The organism is Aquabacterium sp., assembly GCF_035476535.1.
In the GTDB taxonomy this organism is placed as follows: Bacteria; Pseudomonadota; Gammaproteobacteria; order Burkholderiales; family Burkholderiaceae_C; genus Pseudaquabacterium.
This window is the reverse complement of record NZ_DATILJ010000084.1, coordinates 82,045-102,737: the sequence shown is the minus strand read 5'-3', so window position 1 is coordinate 102,737 and position 20,693 is coordinate 82,045. Positions and strand designations below refer to the sequence as shown.

Below are 20,693 nucleotides of genomic sequence, written 5' to 3'. Positions count from 1 at the left end.
CGCGACGTTCCCATCAAGCTTCCCGTCAACCCGGAGCACGACGATGATCACTTTCCAAGTCAAGGACATGAGTTGCGGCCACTGCGTCAGCGTCATCACGCAGGCGGTGATGGCGGCCGATCCGCAGGCCCAGGTGCAGATCGACCTGGCCACGCACCGCGTATCCATCGAGCCCGCGGCCGCTGATGCCGCCGCGCTGCGCGAGGCGATTGCGGAAGCCGGCTACACGCCCGTGCCGGTCTGAGTTTCAGCGGCCGGCAGCCGGCTGATGTGCGCCGCCAGCGCTGCGATCTGCGCGGGCGCCAGGCTGTGCGCGGGCACGACACGCCGACCGGCCCAACGCCTGAAGTGCACGGCCTGCGATCGTGCATAGGCCGGGTCGTAGTGCCGCGTGGCCAGGGCCTCGAACAGCGCCGGCAAGTCATGCGCCAGGGCCTGCGCCTGCCAGGCGGCCACACTGTCCTTGCCGTGCAGTTCCTTCAGCTGCCCCAGCTGCTCGGCCAGCCATTCGGGCCGGTCGCCGAGGTAGGCGTAGTCGCGCAGCAGGTACTCGACCCGCGCCGGCACGCCGGCCTGGATCTCGACGCAGGCACTGTCGCGCATGCGCTCGATCAGCGCCACCGGCACCGACAGGCGGCCGATGCGGCGGCTCTCGCCTTCCACGTACAGCGGCCGCTGCAGATCGATGCCCTCCAAGACCGCTGCGATGCTGGTCTCGAAACGCGTCTGCGACGGCTGCGGCCGGTCCGGCAGCGCGCCGAGCAAGGATCCCTTGTGGCAGGCCAACCCCTCCAGGTCCAGCACCTGCTCGCCCTGCGCCGCCAGCGCCTGCAGCACGGCGGTCTTGGCGCTGCCGGTGGCGCCGCAGATCACCACCAGCGGCAACTGCGGCGCCACGCGGTCGATCAGGTCGATGACATGGCGGCGCCAGCTCTTGTAGCCGCCGGCCAGCTGTTGCGCATCCCAGCCGACCAGGCGCAGCCACTGCGTCATCGAGCCGCTGCGCAGGCCGCCGCGCCAGCAGTAGACCAGCGGCTTCCAGCGCTCGGGTTTGTCGGCGAACTGCTCGCGCAGGTGCCGCGCCAGGTTGGCCGCCACCATCGCACCGCCGACCCGCCGGGCGTAGAACGCGCCCTGCTGCTTGTACAGCGTGCCGACGATGCGGCGCTCGTCGTCGTCCAGCACCGGGCAGTTGATCGCACCGGGGATGTGGTCCAGCGCAAACTCGGCCGGCGAACGGGCGTCGATCAGCGTGTCGAAGGCGTGGCGGTCGGCCACGCGCACGGGCGCTTTCATGCCCACACCCGCGCCTTCATGCGCGCACGGCCAGCCCGGGCGCCCCAGCCTCGACGCGGCCGACCACCGCGGCCTGCGCGAACCCTTGCGCCTGGAAGATGCGCAGTACCTCGTCGGCGGCGCGCGGCGCGCAGCTGACCAGCAGTCCGCCGCTGGTCTGCGGGTCGGTCAGCAGGGCCTGCACCACCGCGGGTAGCTTGGCGTCCAGACTCACCTCGGCGCCATAACCGGCCCAGTTGCGCGCCGACGCGCCGGTGACGTTGCCGCCGGCGATCAGATCGATAACACCAGAAAGAAGCGGCACTGACGACCAGTCCAGCACCGCCCGCAGGCCCGCGCCGCGCGCCAGTTCCAGTGTGTGGCCGGCGAGGCCGAAGCCCGTCACGTCGGTCAGCGCATGCACGTCTGCCAGCTCCGCCAGGGCCATGCCAGGCGTGTTCAGCCGGGTCGTGGTGTCTATCAATTGCCGGTAGCCAGCCTCATCGAGCTGGCCCTTCTTCAGCGCCGCCGACAGCACGCCCACGCCCAGCGCCTTACCCAGGATCAGCACATCGCCGGCTCGCGCCGCGCTGTTGCGCCGCACGCGGTCCGGGTGCACGAGGCCCAGCACCACCAGGCCGTAGATCGGCTCGACCGAATCGATGGTGTGGCCGCCGGCGATCGGGATGCCCGCGCTGCGGCACACCGCTTCGCCACCACGCAGCACCTCGCCGATGAGCTCCACCGGCAGTGCATTGACCGGCATCGCCACCAGCGCCAGCGCCATGATCGGCCGGCCGCCCATCGCGTACACGTCGCTGATCGCATTGGTGGCGGCAATGCGGCCGAAGTCGAACGGGTCGTCGACGATGGGCATGAAGAAGTCGGTGGTGGCGATCAACGCCTGCTGGTCGTTGAGCCGGTACACCGCGGCGTCGTCGGCGGTTTCGATGCCAACCATCAACTCGGCCGGGATCAAGCCGCCGCCGCTGCGTTTCAGGATCTCCGACAAGACCCCGGGCGCGATCTTGCAGCCGCAGCCGCCGCCGTGGGAAAAACTGGTCAGTCGAAGGGGTGGGGATGCAGTGTCAGGCATGCGCCGATTGTGCGTCCAGCGCTTCGACCAGCGCACCCAGCCGGGCCTGCGGCGTATCGCGACGCCAGACCAGCAGCGTGCGCACGCGGCTGAACGGCCCGGTCATCGCATGCACGCCCAGGCGCGCGCGCTCGGCGTAGGCCTCGACCACCGAACGCGGCATCAGCGCCACGCCCATGCCGGCCACCGCGCAGCCCAGGATCGCGTGGTAGGAGGCCATCTCCACCATGCGCTGCGGCACCACGCGACCGCGCGCGCACCAGGCCTCCAGGCGCTGGCGGTGCGGGCAGCCGGGATGGAAGACCAGCAAGGTGCCGTTGACCAGGTCACGCGGCTTGTGCACCGGCGGATGGGTCAGGCTGGTGATGATGACCAGCGCCTCGTCGTAGATCGGCCGCGTCAGCAGTCGCGCATCGGCCACCGGCTCGGCCACCAGCGCCACATCCAGTTCACCGGCCAGCACCTGCGCCAGCATCTGCTGCGGGCTGCCGGTGTGCAGCTCCAGCTGCAGTTGCGGATGCTGGCGGTGCAGCTGAGACAGCGGCGCCGGCAGGCGCACGGCAGCCGTACTCTCCATCGCGCCCAGGCGCAGCACGCGCTGCGGCGCGCCGCCAGTCACGGCCTGCTTCGCTTCATCGGCCAGCGCCAGGATGCGATCGGCATAGTCCAGCAACAGCTTGCCGGCGGCCGACAGCTGCATGCGCCGGCCCTCGCGCGCGAACAGGGCCACGCCCAGCTCTTCTTCGAGCTTCTTCACGCGGGTGGTGATGTTGGACTGCACGCGGTGCAGCTGCTTGGCGGCGCGGGTCACGCCGCCGGCACTGACAACGGTGCGGAACACACTCAGGTCGACCAACTCCATGCATCTTCTCCCGGGAACGATCTGATCCTTATAAATCATTTTTCAGGATCGTTGCCGAGGCCTAGAGTTGCCTGCAGTGCAACCAGGAGAACTCACATGACCCCACCGTCCAACCCGCCGCTGCAATTGCTGCGGGCCGAGCCGCCGGCCACCGCGCTGGCGGTCTTGACCACCACCTTCGACACGCGGGATTCGTGGGCTGCCTACCATGCCGCGCGCCGCTGGCGCGCACGGGCCATCGGCACCCTGAGCCGGCGCGCCTGGCGCCAGGGCCGGCGCCGCCTGCGTGATCAAGCCGTCGCCGCCTGGCGCTGGCTTACTTGGGGGTTTCGCTCGGTGGAAGAGCAAGACCCGTTTCGATCTGCTTGACCTGCGGGCCGCCGTCGGGCAGGCCGCCGCCCTCGCCCTCCCAGGTTTGCAGCGCCCGTGTCTTGGCGTGCGACAGTTTCACGGCGCGGTGGTCTTGGGTCTTGCGCAGCGCCGTCCAGCCGACCAGGCCAGCAGCGGCAAGAACGATCCAGGTCAGAGGCGTGGGCATGGTGTGCTCCTAAGCGGCAGAGGCCACGCGGCGGCGGCGGTCCACCGCCTCGATGCGCAGCAATTGGCGGTATTTGGTGACAGTGCGCCGCGCGACGACCAGGCCCTGGCGGGCGAGTTGGCGCGCGATCTCGGCGTCGGACAGCGGGGCCGCCGGCGGCTCCGCGGCGATCATGTCCTGCACCAGGCCGCGGATCGCGGTGCCCGAACAGGCGCCGCCGCTGGCCGTGCTCATCGCCCGCGAGAAGAAGTACTTCAGCTCGAACACGCCCAGCGGCGTGGCCATGTACTTGTTGTTCGTCACGCGCGAGACGGTCGATTCATGCAGGCCCAGTTCTTCGGCGATCTCGCGCAGGCCCAGCGGCTTCATCGCCATCGCGCCGAACTCCAGGAAGTGTTTCTGCCGCCGCACGATGGCTTCAGTGACATCCAGGATCGTCGAGAAGCGCTGTTCGACATTGCGCAGCGTCCACTGCGCTTCCTGCAGGTGCTGCGCGAGTTCGGTGTTCTGTTCGGCCTCGCGGTCACCGGACTTGTCGCGCCGGCAGCGCTGGAACATCTCGGCGACGACCCGATTGAGCCGGACCTTGGGCACGATGGCCGGGTTCAGCTGCGCGGCCCACACGCCGCGCACCTTGCGCACGATGACATCGGGCACCACGTAGTTCAGCTGGCTGGAGCCCACGCGCCAGCCCGGGCGCGGCGCCAGGTGGCGGATGCGGTCGCAGACCTGCTCGATCTGCGCCGGCGTGCGGTGCAGCGCCCGGGCCATCGCCTGCACATCGCGCTCGGCCAGGCTCTGCAGGTGCTCGTCGATGATCAACTCGGCCAGCGCGCGCTCTTCCGGGCACTGAATCAGCGGCAGTTGCAGCCGCATGCATTCGCTGACGTCGCGCGCCGCGACGCCGGCCGGCTCCAGCGCCTGCACCCGTTGCAGGGCCAGTGCCATCTCTTCCATCGTCGCCGCCGGCCGCAGGTCGATGATGGCCAGCAGTTCGGAGAGCTCGCTGCGCAGGTAGCCGTCATCGTCCAGCGATTCGACGATCACCTGGGCCAGCAGCCGGTCGCGGTCGTTCAAGGGCTGGCCGGCCAGTTGCTCGTGCAGGTGCGCCGCCAGCGACGATTCCACCGCCACGTGATCGAGCGCGCTCAGGTCCTCGCCGGCGCTCTGCCGGCTGGCGGCATGGCCGTCGTTGAGCCAGAAGTCGCGGTCGCTTTCGCCATCGGCTGCTTCGCCCGACACGGTGTCGGCCGTGCTCGGCGACGGCGCGTCGCCGGTGCCGTCCGAATCACCGTCGTCGATGTCGAGAAACGGGTTGCGCCCCAGCGCGTCGTGCACCACCTGTGCAAAATCCATCGACGACAGCTGCAGCAAGCGCACTGCATGCTGCAGCCGCGGTGAGAAGGTTTGCTGCTGGCGCTGCTCGGCCTGCATGTCCATGGCCCCCATCGGGTACTCCTTTGCGATGTGCGATTGATGTCGAGGTCGAGGCTTCAGCGCGTCAGGAACTGGCGGCGCCGCCATCGGCCTCCGAAGGCGACGAGATGCTGCGCATCACGTCATCGACGTTGCTGGGCGTGCGTGTGGCCAGGTCGCCGAGAGAGACGATGCCGACCAGGTCGCGCTCGATGCTGATCACCGGCAGCCGGCGCACCTGGGCGTCGGCCATCACGCGCATCACTTCCTCGGTATCCTGGTCTTCGGTGCACCACTGCAACTCCTCGGTCATCACGTCCGATACGCAGCCGGCATCCGGCGCCAGGCCGGCTGCGGTGCCGCGGATCGTGATGTCGCGGTCCGTCACCATGCCGAGCAGGCGCGTGCCGTCGCACACCGGCAGCGAGCCCACGTTGAGCTGGTCCATCAGCTGCGCGGCGCGCTGCAGGCTTTCCTCGGGGCCGACCACCTGCACGTCAGTGCTCATGATTTCGGAAACGGTAGGCATTCGGGACTCCTTCGGGACTGTGCAAACGGACCGCGGCCTGCGCTGCGGGAGAGGGGTGATGAAGCCGGACTCAGCGCGGCGCTGTCTTCGGCGTGCCACCGGCCGGGGCAGCGGGTGCATCGGCGCGGCGGATCACGCTGATCCTGCCGTCGGCCTCCATGCGGGCCGTCTTCACGACATCCAGCGACTCGATGCCCTGCTCCCGCAACGAGGCCTTCACCTCGTCGATCGTGATCATTTCGCGCCGCAGGTTGGCGCGCAGCAGCTGCCCATTGCGCACCAGCATCAGCGGCGCCGGTTCGACCCAGCGGCGCACGGCCGGCCAGCGGTAGCTGGACCAGTCCAGCAGGTAGCTCCAGCCGGCGATGGTCAGCACCAGCAGCAGGCCATCGGCCAGCGACTGGGCGCCGCCGGTCATGGCGTTCTGCGAGGCGTCGGCGATCAGCACCAGCAGCAGGATGTCGGTGATGGCCAGCGAGCCGGTGTCGCGGTGCAGCACGAAGCGGAACAGCGCCCACAGGAAGCCGTACATCACCGTGCCGCGCAGCACGATCTCCAGCGGGTCGGCGCTGAAGTGCAGCAGGCTGGGCAGGCCGGCCATCACGGCGTGTTGTCAATGCCGAGACGCAATCAGCTCTTGCCGAACTGCGCCTTGGCCGAGTTGACACAGGCCACCTTGGCCTCGCCGGCCATCGCATCGCACTTGGCCAGGGCCACCTTGTAGTCGGCGTCGCGCTTGTCCTGGGCGGCGTCCTGGCGGGCATTGGCATCCACCTTGCTCACCTTGACATCGGCCTTGGCCTTGACTTCCGCGGCCTTGGCTTCCTTCTTGCACACGTCCTTGTCGTTGCCGGCCAGGTCGTCGCACTTTTCCTTGGCCACTTCATAGGCCGCTTCGGCCTTGGCCAGGGTCACTTTGCGCAAGTCATCGGCCTTGCCGGTGTGCTGATATTCGAGTTCCGCCTTGGCGATCTTTTCCTTGCCCTTGGCTTCTTCGGTGCAGACGTCCTTGGCGTTGGCGGAGAGTTGATCGCAGGCCTTCTTGTCGGTCTTGTAGGTCTCGCTGATGCGGTCCTTGGCCGCCTTGTAGTCGGCAGCGGGCATCTGGGCCTGCACCGCAGAAATGGCCAGCAAGCCGGCAGCGATGAGCGCTGCATGCAGAGGAGTGGTGGTGCGCATGGTCAAGTCCTTCATGTCGGTTGACGATGATTTGCCTCGAGGGCTTCGATCGCAGGATTTCAGTATGGGGAGGGGGTCTGGCCGGCAACAGCGGCAGACACCGCGCGCTGCCGTAGGGCAAGCCCTACGCCTGTTACGTCAGCAATTGCACATGCCCTTGCAAAGCCGCGGGCACGGCCGGCAACCCCAGAATCCGCCGCATGCCAAGACGCAAACACAACCCCTGGGCTCAGCTGTTCGGGCGCAGTGTCGCCCTGCTCACCGGCAACACCTTGCGCGCCGGCTCACGCATGGCGAAGCAGGCCCTGAAGCCCGCCGCCCAGCGCCGCGCGCCGCCGCCGGGTGCGGGCGACTGGCTGCCCGGCGTGGCGATCGGACCGGGCGGTGCACGGCGTTTCCGGCTCTACCGGCCGCCCGGCGTCAAGATCGGCGAGCGCCTGCCCTTGATGGTGATGCTGCATGGCTGCGGCCAGGACGCCAAGGGCTTTGCACTCAGCACCCGCATGAACAGCCTCGCCACGCGCGAGCGCTTCCTGGTGCTTTATCCCGAGCAGGACCGCCTGGCCAATGCCCAGGGCTGCTGGAACTGGTTCGACACCCGCTCGGGCCGCGCCTACGCCGAAGCAACGCTGATCCTGGCGGCCATCGACCAGGTGTGCCTGCTGTATCCGGCCGACCGGCAGCGCGTGGCCCTGGTGGGGCTGTCGGCCGGCGCGAGCATGGCCGCGCTGCTGGCCACGCGCCACCCCCAGCGGTTCAAGGCCGTGGTGATGCACTCGGGCGTGCCGCCGGGCAGCGCGCACTCGCCGATGTCGGCGCTGCGGGCCATGCACGGGCATCAGCGCGCCGCGCTGGCCCCCGTGTCGCGACCCCTGCTGCAGCCCGCGCCACAACCCCTGCTGCAAACCGCCACGCCCGGAGAGGGCTCGGCCTGGCCGCCGCTGCTGGTGATTCACGGCGCCGACGACACCGTGGTCTCGGCCAGCAACGGCGTCACCGCGGCCAAGGTCTGGGCCGATGCCACCGGTGCGCGGGCCATCAAGTCGCGCGTGGTGCAGCGCGGCCGCCGCCACGCCATGACGCTCACCGATTTCAAGCGCAAAGGCCGGACCGTTGTCACGCTGGCAGAGGTGGGCCGGCTGGGCCATGCCTGGAGCGGCGGCGCACTGAAACAGCCTTTCAGTGATGCGCTGGGACCGGACGCCACGCGCATGGCCTGGGCCTTTGCCCTCCGGCAGTTCGGCGCCTGAAGCGGCCTGTCGGGCCGCGTGTCGCTGAAGCGGCCCGTCGGGCCGCGTGTCGGACAGCCCCTACACAGCGACGCGCAGCGCGCCGATGTCTTCGCCCTTGGCCAGCGGTGAACATCGCCTGTGCCATTCGCCGGAGTCTCCATGAACTCGACACTCGTTTCGCCCGCCTTGCCGGACCGCTGGTCGGTTCTGGCGCGTTCAACGGATGTGCGCTGCATGGCCGTGGTCAGCCTGCTGTCGCTGGCCGTGCTGTTCTATTTCATCGCCACGCTGCACGAGGTGGTGGCCCGAGGCCCGTGGAAGCCCGTGGCGATTGAGCGCCCGGCACCCACGGTCGAGCAGATCGCCACCGTGGCGGCCGCCAGGCTCATCGACGACGGGCTGGGAGTGCCGCGATGAACGCACGCGCCCGGAACGCCGAACGGCTGGCAGGCCTGCCGGGCCGCTGGGCCCACATCCCCGAACCCGAGCCCGACACCGTGCCCCTGCCGCCGACGCCGCATACCCCCCCGTCGCCGGATGCACCGCCCGAGATCATCGATCCGCCTGAGCCCGGCCAGGAGATCCCGGTGCGCGAACCCGGCCTGTCCGACCCGTGGTGATGCCGTCATGAGCCACGCCCTGGTCGTCGACGACGACATCGACTCCGCGAACTCGCTGGCCGCGCTGATTGCCGGTCAGGAATTCACCGTGGCCTGCGCCCACACGCTGCGCGATGCCCGCCGGCAGATCGTGCTGCAACAACCCGACATCGTGCTGCTGGACCTGAAGCTGCCCGATGGCAGTGGCATGGACTTGTTCACCGATGCCTCGCTGATCGCCAACTCCGAGGTGGTGCTGATCACCGGCCACGCCAGCATCGAAACCTCGATCCAGGCACTGCGCCTGGGCGCGGCCGACTACCTGATCAAGCCGGTGAACCTGCGCCAGCTGCAGGGCGTGCTGTCGCGCTTCATGAAGCCGGCGGCACTGCAGGCCGAGTTCGCCGACCTCAGCGCCACGGTGGCCAAGAGCGGCCGCTTCGGCCACCTGTGGGGGCGCGCGCCGTCCATGCAGCGGGTCTACGAGCAGATCGCCCGCGTCGCCGGCACCGGCGTGACGGTGTTCATCACCGGCGAAAGCGGCTCCGGCAAGGAAGTCGTGGCGCAGACCGTGCACGACCTGTCTCGCCGGCGCAAGCAGCCCTTCCTGGCGGTCAATTGCGGCGCGGTGTCGCCGACCCTGATCGAGAGCGAGATCTTCGGCCACGAGCGCGGCAGCTTCACCGGCGCCGAACGCCAGCACCAGGGCTACTTCGAGCGTGCCGCCGGCGGCACGCTGTTCCTCGACGAGATCACCGAGATGCCGCAGGCGCTGCAGGTCAAGCTGCTGCGCGTGCTGGAAACCGGCCGCTTCATGCGCGTGGGCTCGACGCAGAACCTGGAAGCCGACGTGCGCGTCATCGCCGCGACCAACCGCGACCCCCAGGAGGCCGTGGCCTCGGGCAAGCTGCGCGAGGACCTGATGTACCGGCTGAATGTCTTCCCGATCGAGTTGCCGCCGCTGCGCGATCGGCTGGACGACGTGCCGCTGCTGGCCGCGCACTTCCTGACCGGCATCGGCGAACAGGAAGGCCGGAGCAAGCGCCTGACGGCTGACGCGCTGGCGCAGTTGGCAGCCTACCCCTGGCCCGGCAACGTGCGCGAGCTGCGCAATGCAGTGCAGCGCGCCTACGTCATGGCCGTGGGCGACGAGATCGATGCGCAGTGGCTGCCGCGGCCATCGGCGGCGGCGGCGGTTGAAGCCACGGTCAACACCGATGCCGCCGATGCCGGCCTGCACCTGCCGATCGGCACTTCGGTGGCCGAGGCCGAGCGCCGGCTGATCCTGGCCACCTTGCGCCACTACCACCACCACAAGGAACGCACCGCGGCCGTGCTCGGCATCAGCCTGAAGACGCTGTACAACCGGTTGAAGGAATACGCAGGCCCGACGGAGCCGGCTTCCTGAATCGGCCGGCCACGCTCAAGCCCTACCCTCCCGCCGCTGCCGCCTGTGATAAGCGGCCATCAGCGGCGTGGCCGACACGCCGTGCAGCACGATGGAGATCGCCACGCACCACAGCGTGGCGGCGATCAGCGTGGTGGCCAGTGGATCCGTCACGCCGTGCTGCAGCGCGTAGGCCAGGTAGAACAGGCTGCCGACGCCGCGGATGCCGAACCAGGCCACCAGCCGGCGCTGGCGGCGCGGCATGCTGCGTTCGCGCACCACCAGCAGCACCGACAGCGGCCGCAGCACCAGCACCAGCAGCAGCGCGAACAGCAGCACCGGCAGCGTGAACGGCACGCCGTTCAAGGCCACGCCGACGGCCATCACCGCCGAGGCCTCGACCAGGCGCTCGCAACGGCCGCCAAAGGCATGCAGGCGGGCGCGCAAACCGTCGCCGCTTTCCGGGCCGATGGGGATGGGCAGCAGCAAGGTGGCGCCGGCGGCAAAGGCCACGACAAAGGCCGAGGTGCCGGTGGCCCGCGCCAGGCCATAGGCCAGGGCCACGGTGCCGACATAGACCAGTTCATCCCACGACAAGCCTTGGTCGCGGCGCAGCCGGGACTGCAGCGCCAGGCCCAGCAGCGAACCCAGCGCCACGCCCAGCAGCAAGCCGCCGCCGATCGGCCAGGCCAGGTCGGTCCACCACCAGTGGCGCCCGTGCTCGCCCAGTGAATGCAGGCCCAGCAGGCCCAGGCCCAGCATCACCGCCGGCAATGCCGTGCCATCGTTCAAGCCACCTTCGGCACTGATGGCCAGGCGTACTGCATCCCGATCGGCATCGGAGCGGATCTGGACCTCCGAGGCCAGCACCGGATCGGTCGGTGCCAGGATGGCCGCCAGCAGCCAGGCAGCGGGCCAGGACAGCGCCAGCAGCCAGTGGCCGGCAGCGGCGGCCAGCACGATGGTGAGCACCATGCCGGGCCCGGCCAGCAGCCAGGCCACGCGCCAGGAGGCCAGCGTGGGCGGCACGCGCAGGCGCAGCCCCACCGCCACCAGCGACACCAGCACCGCGAATTCGGTGGCCACCGTCAGCGGCAAGGCGTGCTGCTGGATCAGCGCCGGTGACGGCCCGCCCAGCAGCGCACCGGCCAGGCCGCCGGCGGCGAGGTAGATCAACGCCGGCGTCAGCGGCAGCCGGCGCACCGGCCCCTCTGCCAGCGCCAGGGCCAGCAGCAGCGTTCCAAAGAGCAGCAGGCTGGCCGTGAGCACGGCACCTTAGTGCATGTGCCGCTGTTGGCCCTGGTGCGTCATGCGGCTGTTCGCCTCAGTGCATCACGCGGCCTTGGCCCGCTCTTGATTGCGCAGCGTGCGCATCTCGGCGTGGTTGCGCTGCACGCCGGCGTATTGCCGCTCGATCAGCGCCCGCAGGCTGGGCGGCAGGTCGTCCTGCAGCGCATCGCGATAACGCGCATTGGCCACGTCCTCGCCACGTTCGCATTCTTCCAGCAGCATGCGGTCGGTGTAGCCGGTCAGCGCGCCCTTCACGGCCACCCAGCCGCGGTGCAGCGTGGCGCCGGCGGTGCCGCCGTCCTCGGGGTTGCCGCCCAGTTCACCCACCACCACCCGCAGGTCGCTGGCGGCCTGGCGGCACTCGTCGGCGCGCAGGGCGAGCAGATCGCGCAGCTTGGCGTCGCTGGCACGTTCGGCGCAGGTGCGGAAGCCGAATTCACCGTCCTTGCAGGTTTCGATCAATCGGTTGACGCTGTCAATGATGTCGCGGTTGTCCATGAGAAATCCTTTCGGTGTCGAATGAGTCGGTGGAACCGACACCCCCAGGAGGTGGCAGATGGCGTGCCCGTGCCGGCGCCGGGACCCGGTGGCGGGGGCAGGCGGCCATGGCATCGCCTGCCGCAGTGTTTACCGGCCGGGCAGCGCGGCCGCGGGCTGCATCGCGCGCTGCAGCGCGGCCACCATGGCCTCGGGCGGGCACGGCTTGGCCAGCACCTCGAAATCATGCGCGCCACCCAGCGCGCTGGAATAGCCGCTGATCAGCAGCACCGGCAGCTGCGGTTGGCGGCGGCGCAATTCGTGCGCCAGCGCCAGGCCGTCCATCACCCCGGGCATCACCACATCGCTGAGCACCGCGTCGAAGGCCACCGCCGCCACGGCGCGCAGGGCTTCGTCGGCGCCGCTCACGCGCTGCACACGGCAGCCGAAGTCGGCCAGCAAGGCCTCGGTGATGGCGCCCAGATCCTCGTTGTCTTCGACCAGCAGCACCTGCCGGCCGGTCAGCGACGCGCCATCGGCAGCCACCCGGGCCGGCGCGGCCTCCACCTGGCCCTGGCCGGCGGGCAGCAGCAGCGAGACGGTGGTGCCCAGCCCCGGCGTGCTGGCCAGGCGTGCCGTGCCGCCGGCCTGCACGCAGAAGCCGCGCACCTGGGCCAGGCCCAGGCCGCTGCCCTTGCCGACGGGCTTGGTGGTGAAAAAAGGCTCGAAGACATGGCGGGCCGTCTCTTCGTCGATGCCGCTGCCGCTATCGCCGAAAGTGATCAGCACGAAGTCGCCGCTGGCCTCGCGCGGCAGGCCCTCCAGTTCGTCGGCGGCGGCGTTGCGGGCCTGCAGCTGCACCTCGCCGCCGCGTGGCATCGCATCACGCGCGTTGAGCGCCAGGTTGATCAGCGCCAGCTCCAGTTCGGCCGAATCCAGCGTCACCGCATGCGTGTCGGCGGCCACGCGGGCCTTGAACTGGATGCCCGAGCCCAGCACCGTGCGCATCAACTCGTTCAAGGACATCAGGTACTGCCGCAGGTCCAGCATTTGCGGCCGCACCGGTTTGCGGCCGGCAAAGCGCAGCAGGTGCTGCGTCAGCCGGTGGCCGACTTCCACGGCGCGCAGGATGGCGCCCAGGGGTGCGGCCAATGGTGCGGCCAGTGCATCGCCGGTGGCGCGCCGCTGGATCAGGTGCGCACTGTTGCTGACGACGCCCAGCAGGTTGTTGAAGTCGTGCGCCACGCCGCCGGTCAGGCGGCCCAGCGCTTCGATGCGCTGGCTCCGGCTGGCGCGCTGCTCGGCCTCGCGGGTGCGCTGCACCGCGTGTTCGACCTGCAGTTCCAGGTCGCCGCGGGCGTGCCGCAGGGTTTCGGAGGCCTCGGCCAGCGTGGCCAGCACCATGTCGCATTCGTCGATGCCGGTGGAGCGACGCTCCACCGCCTGGCCCTGCTGCAGCTGCCGCGCGGCCGCCTGCAGCGATTCGATCGGCCCGGATATGCGCCGCGACACCCACAGCGCCCCGGCCAATGCCAGCGCGATCAGCAGCACGGTGCAGATCACCACCTGCGGCACGGCGCTCTGGCCATCGAGCAGCGCGGCCATCCAGCCGACCGGCGGCACCTGGGCTTCGCGGGCCTCGGCGAGGGTGGTGGCGATGACCCACACCGCCGCGGCCAATGCCGGCAGCATCACCGACAGCACCAGCAGGATCAGGCGAATGCGGATCGACATGATCAGGCAGTATCGGCGAGATGAACGGCGACAAAGCGTCGGCCGCCGCTACAGGAAGTATTCGAGCCGCCGCGCCAGCAGGTCCTTGCACCGGTCCAGCCACGAGCGTTGGCCCCAGTTCGCCGGCTCCACCGCCACGGCCTGCGCCACGTCAGCGCAGAAGCTGCGTTCCAGCTGGTCGGCAAAACCGCTGTCCACCACCATCAGGTCGGCCTCGGCGTTGTGCACGAAGCGGCGCCAGTCGGTGTTGCTGGAGCCGACGCTGGCCCACACGCCGTCCACGACGCAGGTCTTGGCATGCAGCAGCGCATCGTGCCGTTCATGAATGCGCACGCCGGCGCGCAGCAACTGGCTGCAGGGCGAGCCGCCGGGCTGCAGCGGTGCCCAGCTGTCGCTGGACGCCGGCAGCAGCAGGTGCACCGCCACGCCCCGCCCGGCCGCGCGCATCAGGGCCCGCTGCAGGCGACGCGGCGGCACCTGATGGGCGCTGGTCAGCAGGATGCGATGGCGCGCGCTGTCGATGGCGCCCAGTAGCGCGCCGTAGTAGGGGTTGCGACGGCGGCCGGCATCGCAGGCCGCCACGCCGACCTGCTGGGTGCCCAGCTGCGGCAAGGGCGGAAAGTAGCGCGCCGGCGGCAAGGCTTCGCTCGCGAAGCGCTGCCAGTGGGCGACGAACAGCCGCTGCAGCCGCGCCACCACCGGGCCCTCGACCAGCGCGTGGGTGTCGCGCCAGGCGGCATCGCGACTGCGCGGCGCTGACGATCCCGCCGAGTGCACGGCCGCGAAGTTGACGCCGCCGATGAAGCCGATGCGGCCGTCGACGACCATCAGCTTGCGGTGGTCCCGCAGGTGCAGCGCATGGCTCAGCAGCGTGCTCAGGCGGCGCGCCGGGTTGTATTCGCACAGGCTGACTCCGGCCTCGCGCAGTGCGTCGAAGCACGGCGCCGAGCCGCGCATCGCGCTGACGCTGTCGAACAACAGGTTCACCTGCACACCGGCGCGGCAGCGTTCGATCAGGCGGCGGGCGAGCTCGGCGCCCGGCCCGTCGGGCTCGATGACGTAGCTCTCGATGTTGATGTGGTCGCGGGCCTGCGTGATGGCCCTGAACAGGGCGTCGCTGGCGGCCGGGCCGTCCAGCAGCAGGCGCACGCGGTTGCCGCCGAGCAGCGGCTCGCCCAGGCAGCGCACCAGCGTGCGTGCATGAAGCTGCAGCGCGGTGGAGGTGGCCGGGAACATTGCAAAGACCTCGGGCGTGGGAAGGGCTGCGGCAGCGCTTAGCGCGTGGCCCTGGCGCCGCCGGTCTGCGCAGCACGTTGCCGGATCTCGGCCAGCGCCGTGGCGCAGACCTCCATGTCGGTCTCGCCGAAGTCCAGCAGCGGCAACACCGCGGCCAGCGGGGACAGCAGCGCACCGAGTGCCGCCGCTGCCGCCACGCGCAGGCCGATGCGCTGGCTGTCCAGCTTGACCTGCGGCGCGGCGAAGCTGCCGTTCACGCGCACCGGCCCGCGCAAGGTCAGCGGCGAAAAGTCGTGCGGGCTGGCGTTGACCACCAGGGCCAGGCTCTCGTCGGCCAGCGACAGCGAACCGCCGATCATCAGCGTGGTGTCCGCCGTGTCCATCACCGCCACCTGGGGCGTCACGCGGCCGTCCTTCAGCGCCAGCTGGGCGACGGCGCAGCGCATCTGCAGCGGTTCGTCGCCGCGCAACAGCAGGCCCAGGCTCTCGGCCAGGTCGATGCCGGCCAGCTCCATCGTCAGGTGCGAGATGCGGCCCGCGCGCACCGACAGCTGTGTCGTGCCGTCCAGCGAGGCCAGCATGCGTGCGGTCGACCGGCCCTGGCCCTGCAGCCGGGCGTGACCGGCGAGCTGTCCGCTGACATAGGGCTGGCCACCGCCGCGCGGGTTCTTCAGCTTGACCAGCTGTTCGAGCCGCACGCCGGCCCAGCGCAGATCGGCCCGCCACTGCGGCGGCTCCTTGCCGGCATCGACCGACAGGTCACCGCGCACGTCCCCGCCCGCGCTGCTGGCCTGCAAGTCCTTCAGCGACAACACGCCGCCTTCGAGCCGCACCTGAACCTGCAGCGGCGACAGTGGGGCGATCAGCGCCGTGCCGACGTCGACCATGGCCAGCTTCACCTGCACGTCGGCAGACATCATGCGCAGCGAGGGCAGGTCCAGCTCGCGATGCGGCAGCACGCGCCCCGCCGGCCGGGGCGGCTTGGCCGCGGGCGGTGTGCCGGGCGCCGGGGCGCCGAAGGCCGGGCCCAGGTCCGGCAAGGCCAGGCGCGCGCCGGTGAGGCGACCGCTCAGATGGGGCACCGCCGGCGCGGTGTCGAATTTGAACTCGCCCGCCAGGCGCGACGAGCCCACCGACAAGGCCGCCAGCTGCACCTGCCAGAGCTTGTCGGACTTGCGCACGTGGCCGCTGGATTTGAAGGGCGCGGTGGTCGGCAGCGCCACCCGCAGCGGCTTGCCGACCGCCGACAGCGACGGGCCGGCCAGCTCGAAGCGGCCCTCCAGCCCGCCCAGGTGCAGCAGGTCGCGCACGCTGCCGTCCAGCGACAGCTGTGCCCGGCCCAGCTGCGCCTGCAGGCGCATCGGCACCGGCGGCGACCGGTCCGCGTCGTCGGCCAGCGGCAGCAGGCCGGCGGCGTGCAGTTCGGCCGTCAGCGGCTGGCCGCGCCAGTCGCCCCGCGCGGTGGCATGCAGCCCGGCCGGTTTTGCGGCGCCCGCTTGCGGCAAGCCTTCCTGGGTCTGCACCTGGGCGCTCAAGTGCAGTGCCATCAGCGCGTCGTCGACATGGATCCAGCCATCACGCAGGCTCAGTCGACCGATGCGCGGCACCGCCATCTCGGCCTGTCCGGCCGCCGCCGGCGCATCGGGCGGGCCGAACTGCCAGTTCGCGCGGCCGTCGGCGCTGCGCTGCAGGTTCAGCACCAGCCGGCCGACATCGAGCGACTGCACTTGCAGTGGCGCCACGTTGCGCCCCAGCGCCAGGCCCAGCAGGGTGTGCCAGTGCAAGACCAACTTCACCTGCCCGGCTTCGAGCAGCGGCGCATCGGCCGGCCGCCGCCCCGCGATGTGCAAATCCTCGCTGGCCATGCGCACGGGGCCCAGCAGTTGCAGCCCGAACTGCGGGCCGAAGGCGACCGAGCGCCCCAGCCGGTCCGACAGAAAGTGCTCCAGCGGCCGCTGCAGGAAAGGCCAGCGCGCCCATTCGCCGGCGAGCACGAGCACCAGCGGCACCGTCAGCGCGACCAAGCCGACCCACCAGCGGCGTGCGCGCAGCAGCATCAGCAAGCACCTCGTCTCATGCCCTCACCAGGGCAAGGCATGTGCCTGGACGATGCGCCGGGCTGGCGTGACCCTAGGCTAGGGCTTGACCGGAATCACCGTCGCCCGGTCCACCGCCACCGCGGTGATGCTGTTCTGCGGCGAGCCGTCGATCAAGCGGTCCGAATAGGTCAGGTAGACCAGCGTGTTGCGCTTGGCATCGACGATGCGCACGATGCGCAGCTTCTTGAACACCAGGGAGATGCGCTCGTTGAACACCTCTTCCTGCTGCGGCAGCGGCCCGCTGAAGCTGATCGGGCCGGACTGGCGGCAGGCGATCGAGGCCTCGGCCTTGTCCTCCGCCAGCCCCAGCCCGCCCTTGATGCCGCCGGTCTTGGCACGCGACACATGGCACGTCACGCCTGCCACGCGTGGGTCGTCATAAGCCTCGACGACGATCTTGTGATTGGGCCCGAGCAGGATGAAGGCGGTGCTGACCTCGCCGATCTGCTCGGCCCGGGCTGCCGGCGCCAGCAGCACCAACGTGCCGAACGTGAGGGCCCGCAGGCCGGCGGTGAGGGCCCACGGGCCAGGGTGTTTGCGCATGGTGCTATTTCCAGATCGATGTTGTTTCAGTGTCGGGCGCGCCGCGTGCGTGTCAGCAAGATCCCACACGCGAACCCGCTAAGCGCCGATAGGTTCGGCTGCGGAGGGATCCTAAGCTCACCACACCTCATCATCGTTGTCGAAAGGCACAGCATGAAAATCACCTCGCATCTGATCGCTTCACTGGTTACCGCAGCACTGGCCGGTCTGGCCCTCACAGGTTGCAACCGCACCGACGACGGCAAGACGGCCGGCCAGCAGTTGGATACGGCCATCGCCAAGACGGAAAACAAGGCTGCCGAAGTCAAGGCGGAAGCCAAGGCCGACATCAACGACGCCACCATCACCGCCAGTGTCAACGCCGAACTGGCCAAGGACGCCTCTCTGAGTGCGCTGCGCATCAACGTGGACACCAACCACGGCAACGTGTCGCTGCGCGGCACGGCACCTGACGCTGCCTCGAAGGACCGCGCGACGCAGCTGGCGTCGGCGGTGCAAGGCGTGTCGAACGTCGACAACCAGCTCATCGTGCGGCAGTGATCGTGCACGGGGCCGAGCCACTGCCGCCCGGCCCCGTATCCACGCAGAGGCCAACGCAGCCCGGCTGGGTCACCACGCTGGGCTTGCGCGCTTCTGCGTGGGTGTCCGATGCCCGGCGCACGCTGGGCTTCGTGGGTGATGTGTTGCTCGCCCTGGGCCGCCTGCTGCGCGGCCGCAGCATGATGCAGCGCAGCGACCTCGCCTGGCAGATCGAACAGACAGGCCCGCGCAGCCTGCCCATCGTCACCCTCACCTGTTTCCTGGTCGGCCTGATCCTCGCGTACATGGGCGCCGCGCAACTGCAGCGCTTCGGCGCGCAGATCTACATCGCCGATCTGGTGACGGTGGGCGTGGTGCGCGAAATCGCGGCGCTGATGACCGGCGTCATCCTGTCCGGCCGCATCGGTGCGGCCTTCGCGGCGCAGCTCGGCAGCATGCAGGCCAACGAGGAGATCGATGCCCTGCAGGCCATGGGCATCACGCCGATGGACTACCTGGTGCTGCCGCGCCTGCTGGCGATGGTGCTGGTGGCGCCGCTGCTCACCGCCTATGCCGCGCTGGTGGGCATGTTCGCGGGGCTGCTGGTGGCCGTGGGCATTTTCGGCGTGCAACCGGTCGAATACCTGCACAAGAGCCTGGATGCGTTGACGCTCACGCACCTGAACATCGGCCTGCTCAAGGGCACCGTGTACGCCGCGCTGGTGGCCCTGGCCGGCTGCCGCCAGGGCCTGTTCGCCGGCCGCAGCGCGCAGGCGGTGGGCGAGGCCACCACCGCCGCCGTGGTACAGGCGCTGGTGTGGATCGTGGTGGCCGCCTCCGCGCTGACGATCGCGTTCCAGCGCTTGGACTTGTGAACGCCGACCCCGCCCCTGCCGACGGACTGGTACAGGTCGAGCGCCTGACGCTGGCCTTCGGCCCGAAGGTGGTGCAGCACGACCTGGACTTCACGGTCCGCCGCGGCGAAGTCTTCGTCATCATGGGCGGCAGCGGCTGCGGCAAGAGCACGCTGCTGCGCCACATGATCGGCCTGCAGCGCCCGGCCGCTGGTTTTGTACGCTATGGCGAACAGGACCTGAACGCCTGCAGCGACGAAGCGCTGGCCGCGATACGCCGCAGCTTCGGCGTGGCCTTCCAGGCCGGTGCGCTGTGGAGCTCGATGACGGTGGGCGACAACGTGATGCTGCCGCTGCGCCTGTTCACCGACAAGTCCGCTGCGGCACAGGAACAGGTGGCGCGCGCCAAGCTCGCCCAGGTGGGGCTGGAGGCCAGCTTCGACACCCTGCCCGCCGATCTGAGCGGCGGAATGCGCAAACGCGCGGCGATTGCCCGGGCGATGGCGCTGGACCCGCCGCTGCTGTACCTGGACGAACCTTCGGCCGGGCTGGACCCGCTGAGCTCGGCGCAGCTCGACGAGTTGATCCTCGGCCTGTGCCGCCAGCACGGCAGCACGGTGGTGATGGTCACGCATGAACTGGAGAGCATCTTCGCGGTGGCCGACCGCGCGCTGTTCCTCGATGCCGGCCAGAAGACCATGACCGCGCTGGACACCCCCGCGGCGCTGCTCGACCATGGGCCCGAGCCGGTGCGCGCCTTCCTGCGGCGCACGCCGCGGCCCGGGGAGCATGCATGACCCGGCGCGCCAACCCCACGCTGATCGGCGCCTTTGTCGTCGGTGCCCTGGTGCTGGTGTTCGGCGCGGTGTTCCTGCTCACCGGCAACCAGCTGTTCGTGCGCAAGGAACGCGCGGTGATGCATTTCAGTGGCTCCACCTACGGCCTGCAGGTCGGCGCGCCGGTGGTGTTTCGCGGTGTGCGCATGGGCAGCGTGGTGTCCATCGGCGTGACCTACGACACCCGCAGCGACAGCTTCTCGATTCCCGTGGTGGCCGACCTGGAACGCGCGGTGATCCGCGATGTCGGCGGCAACACGCCTGCCAATGGCGATGATCTGCGCATCAAGGCGCTGGTCGATCGTGGCCTGCGCGCGCAGCTGTCGACGCAGAGCCTGCTCACCGGCCAGCTCTACATCGATCTCGACTTTCGGCCCGGCAAGCCGGCACGCACGCTCGGCTCCCTGGGCAAGGGCGTGGAGATCCCGACCGTCTCCACCACCATCCAGGACCTGAAGAACCAGCTCGATGGCCTGGATGTGCGCCAGCTGGTCGACGATGTGTCGGCCATCGCCGGCTCGGCCCGCGCGCTGGTGGCCGGGCCCGAGCTGAAGCAGGCGATGGCCGACCTGGCGCGGATCACCGGCTCGATCAAGCACCTGAGCGAGCGGCTGGACAAACGCATCGATCCGCTGGCCGATGCCGCCCAGGCCACGCTGGGCGCCACGCGCCAGGCGATGGACCGCGTCGGCACGGCCTCCGACCGGGTCAGCGGTACCGCCGGACGCGTCAGCGAGGCCAGTGATCGCGTCACCCAGGTGCTGGCGGCGGATTCGCCGCTGCTGCGCAGCATCCAGCAAGCCGCCGACGACCTGGCCCGCACCAGCCAGGCGCTGCGCCAGGCCACGGCCGACGATGCGCCGCTGCGCCAGAACCTCGAGCAGACGATGCACGACCTCTCGCGTGCCGCACGGGCTTTGCGCGAGCTGGCCGATACGCTGGACCGCCAGCCCGAGGTGTTGGTGCGCGGCCGGCCGGCCGCGCCATGAGCC

Annotated in this window: 23 protein-coding genes; 9 read left to right on the top strand and 14 right to left on the bottom strand. The window is 70.1% G+C overall.

Annotated elements, in window-relative coordinates:
* The first annotated feature begins 43 nt into the window (after positions 1 to 43).
* Positions 44 to 244 (top strand): heavy-metal-associated domain-containing protein, encoded by a 201-nt coding sequence (locus tag VLK61_RS08605; RefSeq protein ID WP_325420163.1) that lies wholly within the window; start codon positions 44 to 46, stop codon positions 242 to 244.
* On the opposite strand, the gene mnmH is transcribed toward VLK61_RS08605, so the two are convergent.
* The 8 genes from mnmH to VLK61_RS08565 all read right to left on the bottom strand — a co-directional run bounded on the left by mnmH (position 223) and on the right by VLK61_RS08565 (position 6,895).
* Positions 223 to 1,296 (bottom strand): tRNA 2-selenouridine(34) synthase MnmH, encoded by a 1,074-nt coding sequence (gene mnmH, locus VLK61_RS08600; RefSeq protein ID WP_325420162.1) that lies wholly within the window; start codon positions 1,294 to 1,296, stop codon positions 223 to 225. The genes VLK61_RS08605 and mnmH overlap by 22 nt on opposite strands.
* A 16-nt stretch (positions 1,297 to 1,312) precedes the next feature.
* Complete coding sequence (gene selD / locus VLK61_RS08595; protein WP_325420160.1) at positions 1,313 to 2,371, bottom strand: selenide, water dikinase SelD; 1,059 nt, start codon at positions 2,369 to 2,371, stop codon at positions 1,313 to 1,315.
* A complete protein-coding gene (locus VLK61_RS08590) occupies positions 2,364 to 3,233 on the bottom strand; it encodes a LysR family transcriptional regulator (RefSeq protein ID WP_325420158.1) in 870 nt (289 codons plus the stop codon). Before VLK61_RS08590 ends, selD begins: the two co-directional genes overlap by 8 nt.
* A gap of 316 nt (positions 3,234 to 3,549) precedes the next feature.
* On the bottom strand, positions 3,550 to 3,771 hold the full coding sequence (locus VLK61_RS08585; RefSeq protein WP_325420156.1) for a hypothetical protein: 222 nt from the start codon (positions 3,769 to 3,771) through the stop codon (positions 3,550 to 3,552).
* 9 nt (positions 3,772 to 3,780) lie between these two features.
* Positions 3,781 to 5,220: an RNA polymerase factor sigma-54 gene (gene rpoN / locus VLK61_RS08580; protein ID WP_325420155.1), complete on the bottom strand. Its 1,440-nt coding sequence runs from the start codon at positions 5,218 to 5,220 to the stop codon at positions 3,781 to 3,783.
* 52 nt (positions 5,221 to 5,272) lie between these two features.
* Positions 5,273 to 5,716: a CBS domain-containing protein gene (locus tag VLK61_RS08575; RefSeq protein WP_325420153.1), complete on the bottom strand. Its 444-nt coding sequence runs from the start codon at positions 5,714 to 5,716 to the stop codon at positions 5,273 to 5,275.
* 70 nt (positions 5,717 to 5,786) lie between these two features.
* Positions 5,787 to 6,317, bottom strand: coding sequence for a DUF421 domain-containing protein (locus VLK61_RS08570; protein ID WP_325420151.1), 531 nt, complete (start codon positions 6,315 to 6,317; stop codon positions 5,787 to 5,789).
* 29 nt (positions 6,318 to 6,346) lie between these two features.
* Positions 6,347 to 6,895 carry a hypothetical protein gene (locus VLK61_RS08565; protein ID WP_325420149.1) on the bottom strand — a complete coding sequence of 183 codons (549 nt, stop codon included), beginning with the start codon at positions 6,893 to 6,895 and terminating at the stop codon, positions 6,347 to 6,349.
* 200 nt (positions 6,896 to 7,095) lie between these two features.
* On the opposite strand from VLK61_RS08565, the gene VLK61_RS08560 reads away from it, so the two are divergent.
* The 4 genes from VLK61_RS08560 to VLK61_RS08545 all read left to right on the top strand — a co-directional run bounded on the left by VLK61_RS08560 (position 7,096) and on the right by VLK61_RS08545 (position 10,134).
* A complete protein-coding gene (locus VLK61_RS08560) occupies positions 7,096 to 8,145 on the top strand; it encodes an alpha/beta hydrolase family esterase (protein ID WP_325420147.1) in 1,050 nt (349 codons plus the stop codon).
* Positions 8,146 to 8,286: 141 nt separating this feature from the next.
* On the top strand, positions 8,287 to 8,544 hold the full coding sequence (locus VLK61_RS08555) for a hypothetical protein (protein WP_325420145.1): 258 nt from the start codon (positions 8,287 to 8,289) through the stop codon (positions 8,542 to 8,544).
* A complete protein-coding gene (locus VLK61_RS08550; RefSeq protein WP_325420143.1) occupies positions 8,541 to 8,747 on the top strand; it encodes a hypothetical protein in 207 nt (68 codons plus the stop codon). The genes VLK61_RS08555 and VLK61_RS08550 overlap by 4 nt, the downstream gene beginning before the upstream one ends.
* Before the next feature lie 7 nt (positions 8,748 to 8,754).
* Positions 8,755 to 10,134, top strand: coding sequence for a sigma-54-dependent transcriptional regulator (locus VLK61_RS08545; RefSeq protein WP_325420141.1), 1,380 nt, complete (start codon positions 8,755 to 8,757; stop codon positions 10,132 to 10,134).
* 15 nt (positions 10,135 to 10,149) lie between these two features.
* Here VLK61_RS08545 and VLK61_RS08540 read toward each other — a convergent pair whose 3' ends face one another.
* The 6 genes from VLK61_RS08540 to VLK61_RS08515 all read right to left on the bottom strand — a co-directional run bounded on the left by VLK61_RS08540 (position 10,150) and on the right by VLK61_RS08515 (position 17,492).
* Positions 10,150 to 11,382 carry a cation:proton antiporter gene (locus tag VLK61_RS08540; protein WP_325420139.1) on the bottom strand — a complete coding sequence of 411 codons (1,233 nt, stop codon included), beginning with the start codon at positions 11,380 to 11,382 and terminating at the stop codon, positions 10,150 to 10,152.
* A gap of 63 nt (positions 11,383 to 11,445) precedes the next feature.
* A complete protein-coding gene (locus VLK61_RS08535; protein ID WP_325420137.1) occupies positions 11,446 to 11,901 on the bottom strand; it encodes a PA2169 family four-helix-bundle protein in 456 nt (151 codons plus the stop codon).
* A gap of 129 nt (positions 11,902 to 12,030) precedes the next feature.
* A complete protein-coding gene (locus VLK61_RS08530; RefSeq protein ID WP_325420135.1) occupies positions 12,031 to 13,614 on the bottom strand; it encodes an ATP-binding protein in 1,584 nt (527 codons plus the stop codon).
* 48 nt (positions 13,615 to 13,662) lie between these two features.
* Complete coding sequence (locus VLK61_RS08525) at positions 13,663 to 14,850, bottom strand: phospholipase D-like domain-containing protein (protein ID WP_325420133.1); 1,188 nt, start codon at positions 14,848 to 14,850, stop codon at positions 13,663 to 13,665.
* A gap of 38 nt (positions 14,851 to 14,888) precedes the next feature.
* Positions 14,889 to 16,907, bottom strand: a complete 2,019-nt coding sequence (locus VLK61_RS08520) for an AsmA family protein (RefSeq protein WP_325420199.1) — start codon at positions 16,905 to 16,907, stop codon at positions 14,889 to 14,891.
* A gap of 78 nt (positions 16,908 to 16,985) precedes the next feature.
* Positions 16,986 to 17,492: a CreA family protein gene (locus tag VLK61_RS08515; RefSeq protein ID WP_325420131.1), complete on the bottom strand. Its 507-nt coding sequence runs from the start codon at positions 17,490 to 17,492 to the stop codon at positions 16,986 to 16,988.
* Positions 17,493 to 17,645: 153 nt separating this feature from the next.
* On the opposite strand from VLK61_RS08515, the gene VLK61_RS08510 reads away from it, so the two are divergent.
* The 4 genes from VLK61_RS08510 to VLK61_RS08495 all read left to right on the top strand — a co-directional run bounded on the left by VLK61_RS08510 (position 17,646) and on the right by VLK61_RS08495 (position 20,690).
* Positions 17,646 to 18,032: a BON domain-containing protein gene (locus VLK61_RS08510; RefSeq protein WP_325420129.1), complete on the top strand. Its 387-nt coding sequence runs from the start codon at positions 17,646 to 17,648 to the stop codon at positions 18,030 to 18,032.
* Between the two features lie 83 nt (positions 18,033 to 18,115).
* On the top strand, positions 18,116 to 18,886 hold the full coding sequence (locus tag VLK61_RS08505) for an MlaE family ABC transporter permease (protein ID WP_325420127.1): 771 nt from the start codon (positions 18,116 to 18,118) through the stop codon (positions 18,884 to 18,886).
* Positions 18,883 to 19,662, top strand: a complete 780-nt coding sequence (locus VLK61_RS08500) for an ABC transporter ATP-binding protein (protein ID WP_325420125.1) — start codon at positions 18,883 to 18,885, stop codon at positions 19,660 to 19,662. The genes VLK61_RS08505 and VLK61_RS08500 overlap by 4 nt, the downstream gene beginning before the upstream one ends.
* Positions 19,659 to 20,690: an MlaD family protein gene (locus VLK61_RS08495; protein WP_325420123.1), complete on the top strand. Its 1,032-nt coding sequence runs from the start codon at positions 19,659 to 19,661 to the stop codon at positions 20,688 to 20,690. Before VLK61_RS08500 ends, VLK61_RS08495 begins: the two co-directional genes overlap by 4 nt.
* Positions 20,691 to 20,693: the final 3 nt, after the last annotated feature.

What these genes read in the sequence shown, in the direction of transcription:
- VLK61_RS08525 (WP_325420133.1), bottom strand. Translation starts at nt 14,850, where the DNA reads ATGTTCCCGGCCACCTCCACCGCGCTGCAGCTTCATGCACGCACGCTG.
- VLK61_RS08585 (WP_325420156.1), bottom strand. Translation starts at nt 3,771, where the DNA reads ATGCCCACGCCTCTGACCTGGATCGTTCTTGCCGCTGCTGGCCTGGTC.
- VLK61_RS08545 (WP_325420141.1), top strand. Translation starts at nt 8,755, where the DNA reads ATGAGCCACGCCCTGGTCGTCGACGACGACATCGACTCCGCGAACTCG.
- VLK61_RS08570 (WP_325420151.1), bottom strand. Translation starts at nt 6,317, where the DNA reads ATGGCCGGCCTGCCCAGCCTGCTGCACTTCAGCGCCGACCCGCTGGAG.
- VLK61_RS08575 (WP_325420153.1), bottom strand. Translation starts at nt 5,716, where the DNA reads ATGCCTACCGTTTCCGAAATCATGAGCACTGACGTGCAGGTGGTCGGC.
- VLK61_RS08520 (WP_325420199.1), bottom strand. Translation starts at nt 16,907, where the DNA reads ATGCTGCTGCGCGCACGCCGCTGGTGGGTCGGCTTGGTCGCGCTGACG.
- VLK61_RS08550 (WP_325420143.1), top strand. Translation starts at nt 8,541, where the DNA reads ATGAACGCACGCGCCCGGAACGCCGAACGGCTGGCAGGCCTGCCGGGC.
- VLK61_RS08535 (WP_325420137.1), bottom strand. Translation starts at nt 11,901, where the DNA reads ATGGACAACCGCGACATCATTGACAGCGTCAACCGATTGATCGAAACC.
- VLK61_RS08530 (WP_325420135.1), bottom strand. Translation starts at nt 13,614, where the DNA reads ATGTCGATCCGCATTCGCCTGATCCTGCTGGTGCTGTCGGTGATGCTG.
- VLK61_RS08555 (WP_325420145.1), top strand. Translation starts at nt 8,287, where the DNA reads ATGAACTCGACACTCGTTTCGCCCGCCTTGCCGGACCGCTGGTCGGTT.
- VLK61_RS08605 (WP_325420163.1), top strand. Translation starts at nt 44, where the DNA reads ATGATCACTTTCCAAGTCAAGGACATGAGTTGCGGCCACTGCGTCAGC.
- VLK61_RS08510 (WP_325420129.1), top strand. Translation starts at nt 17,646, where the DNA reads ATGAAAATCACCTCGCATCTGATCGCTTCACTGGTTACCGCAGCACTG.
- rpoN (WP_325420155.1), bottom strand. Translation starts at nt 5,220, where the DNA reads ATGGGGGCCATGGACATGCAGGCCGAGCAGCGCCAGCAGCAAACCTTC.
- VLK61_RS08560 (WP_325420147.1), top strand. Translation starts at nt 7,096, where the DNA reads ATGCCAAGACGCAAACACAACCCCTGGGCTCAGCTGTTCGGGCGCAGT.
- VLK61_RS08515 (WP_325420131.1), bottom strand. Translation starts at nt 17,492, where the DNA reads ATGCGCAAACACCCTGGCCCGTGGGCCCTCACCGCCGGCCTGCGGGCC.
- mnmH (WP_325420162.1), bottom strand. Translation starts at nt 1,296, where the DNA reads ATGAAAGCGCCCGTGCGCGTGGCCGACCGCCACGCCTTCGACACGCTG.
- VLK61_RS08495 (WP_325420123.1), top strand. Translation starts at nt 19,659, where the DNA reads ATGACCCGGCGCGCCAACCCCACGCTGATCGGCGCCTTTGTCGTCGGT.
- selD (WP_325420160.1), bottom strand. Translation starts at nt 2,371, where the DNA reads ATGCCTGACACTGCATCCCCACCCCTTCGACTGACCAGTTTTTCCCAC.
- VLK61_RS08590 (WP_325420158.1), bottom strand. Translation starts at nt 3,233, where the DNA reads ATGGAGTTGGTCGACCTGAGTGTGTTCCGCACCGTTGTCAGTGCCGGC.
- VLK61_RS08565 (WP_325420149.1), bottom strand. Translation starts at nt 6,895, where the DNA reads ATGCGCACCACCACTCCTCTGCATGCAGCGCTCATCGCTGCCGGCTTG.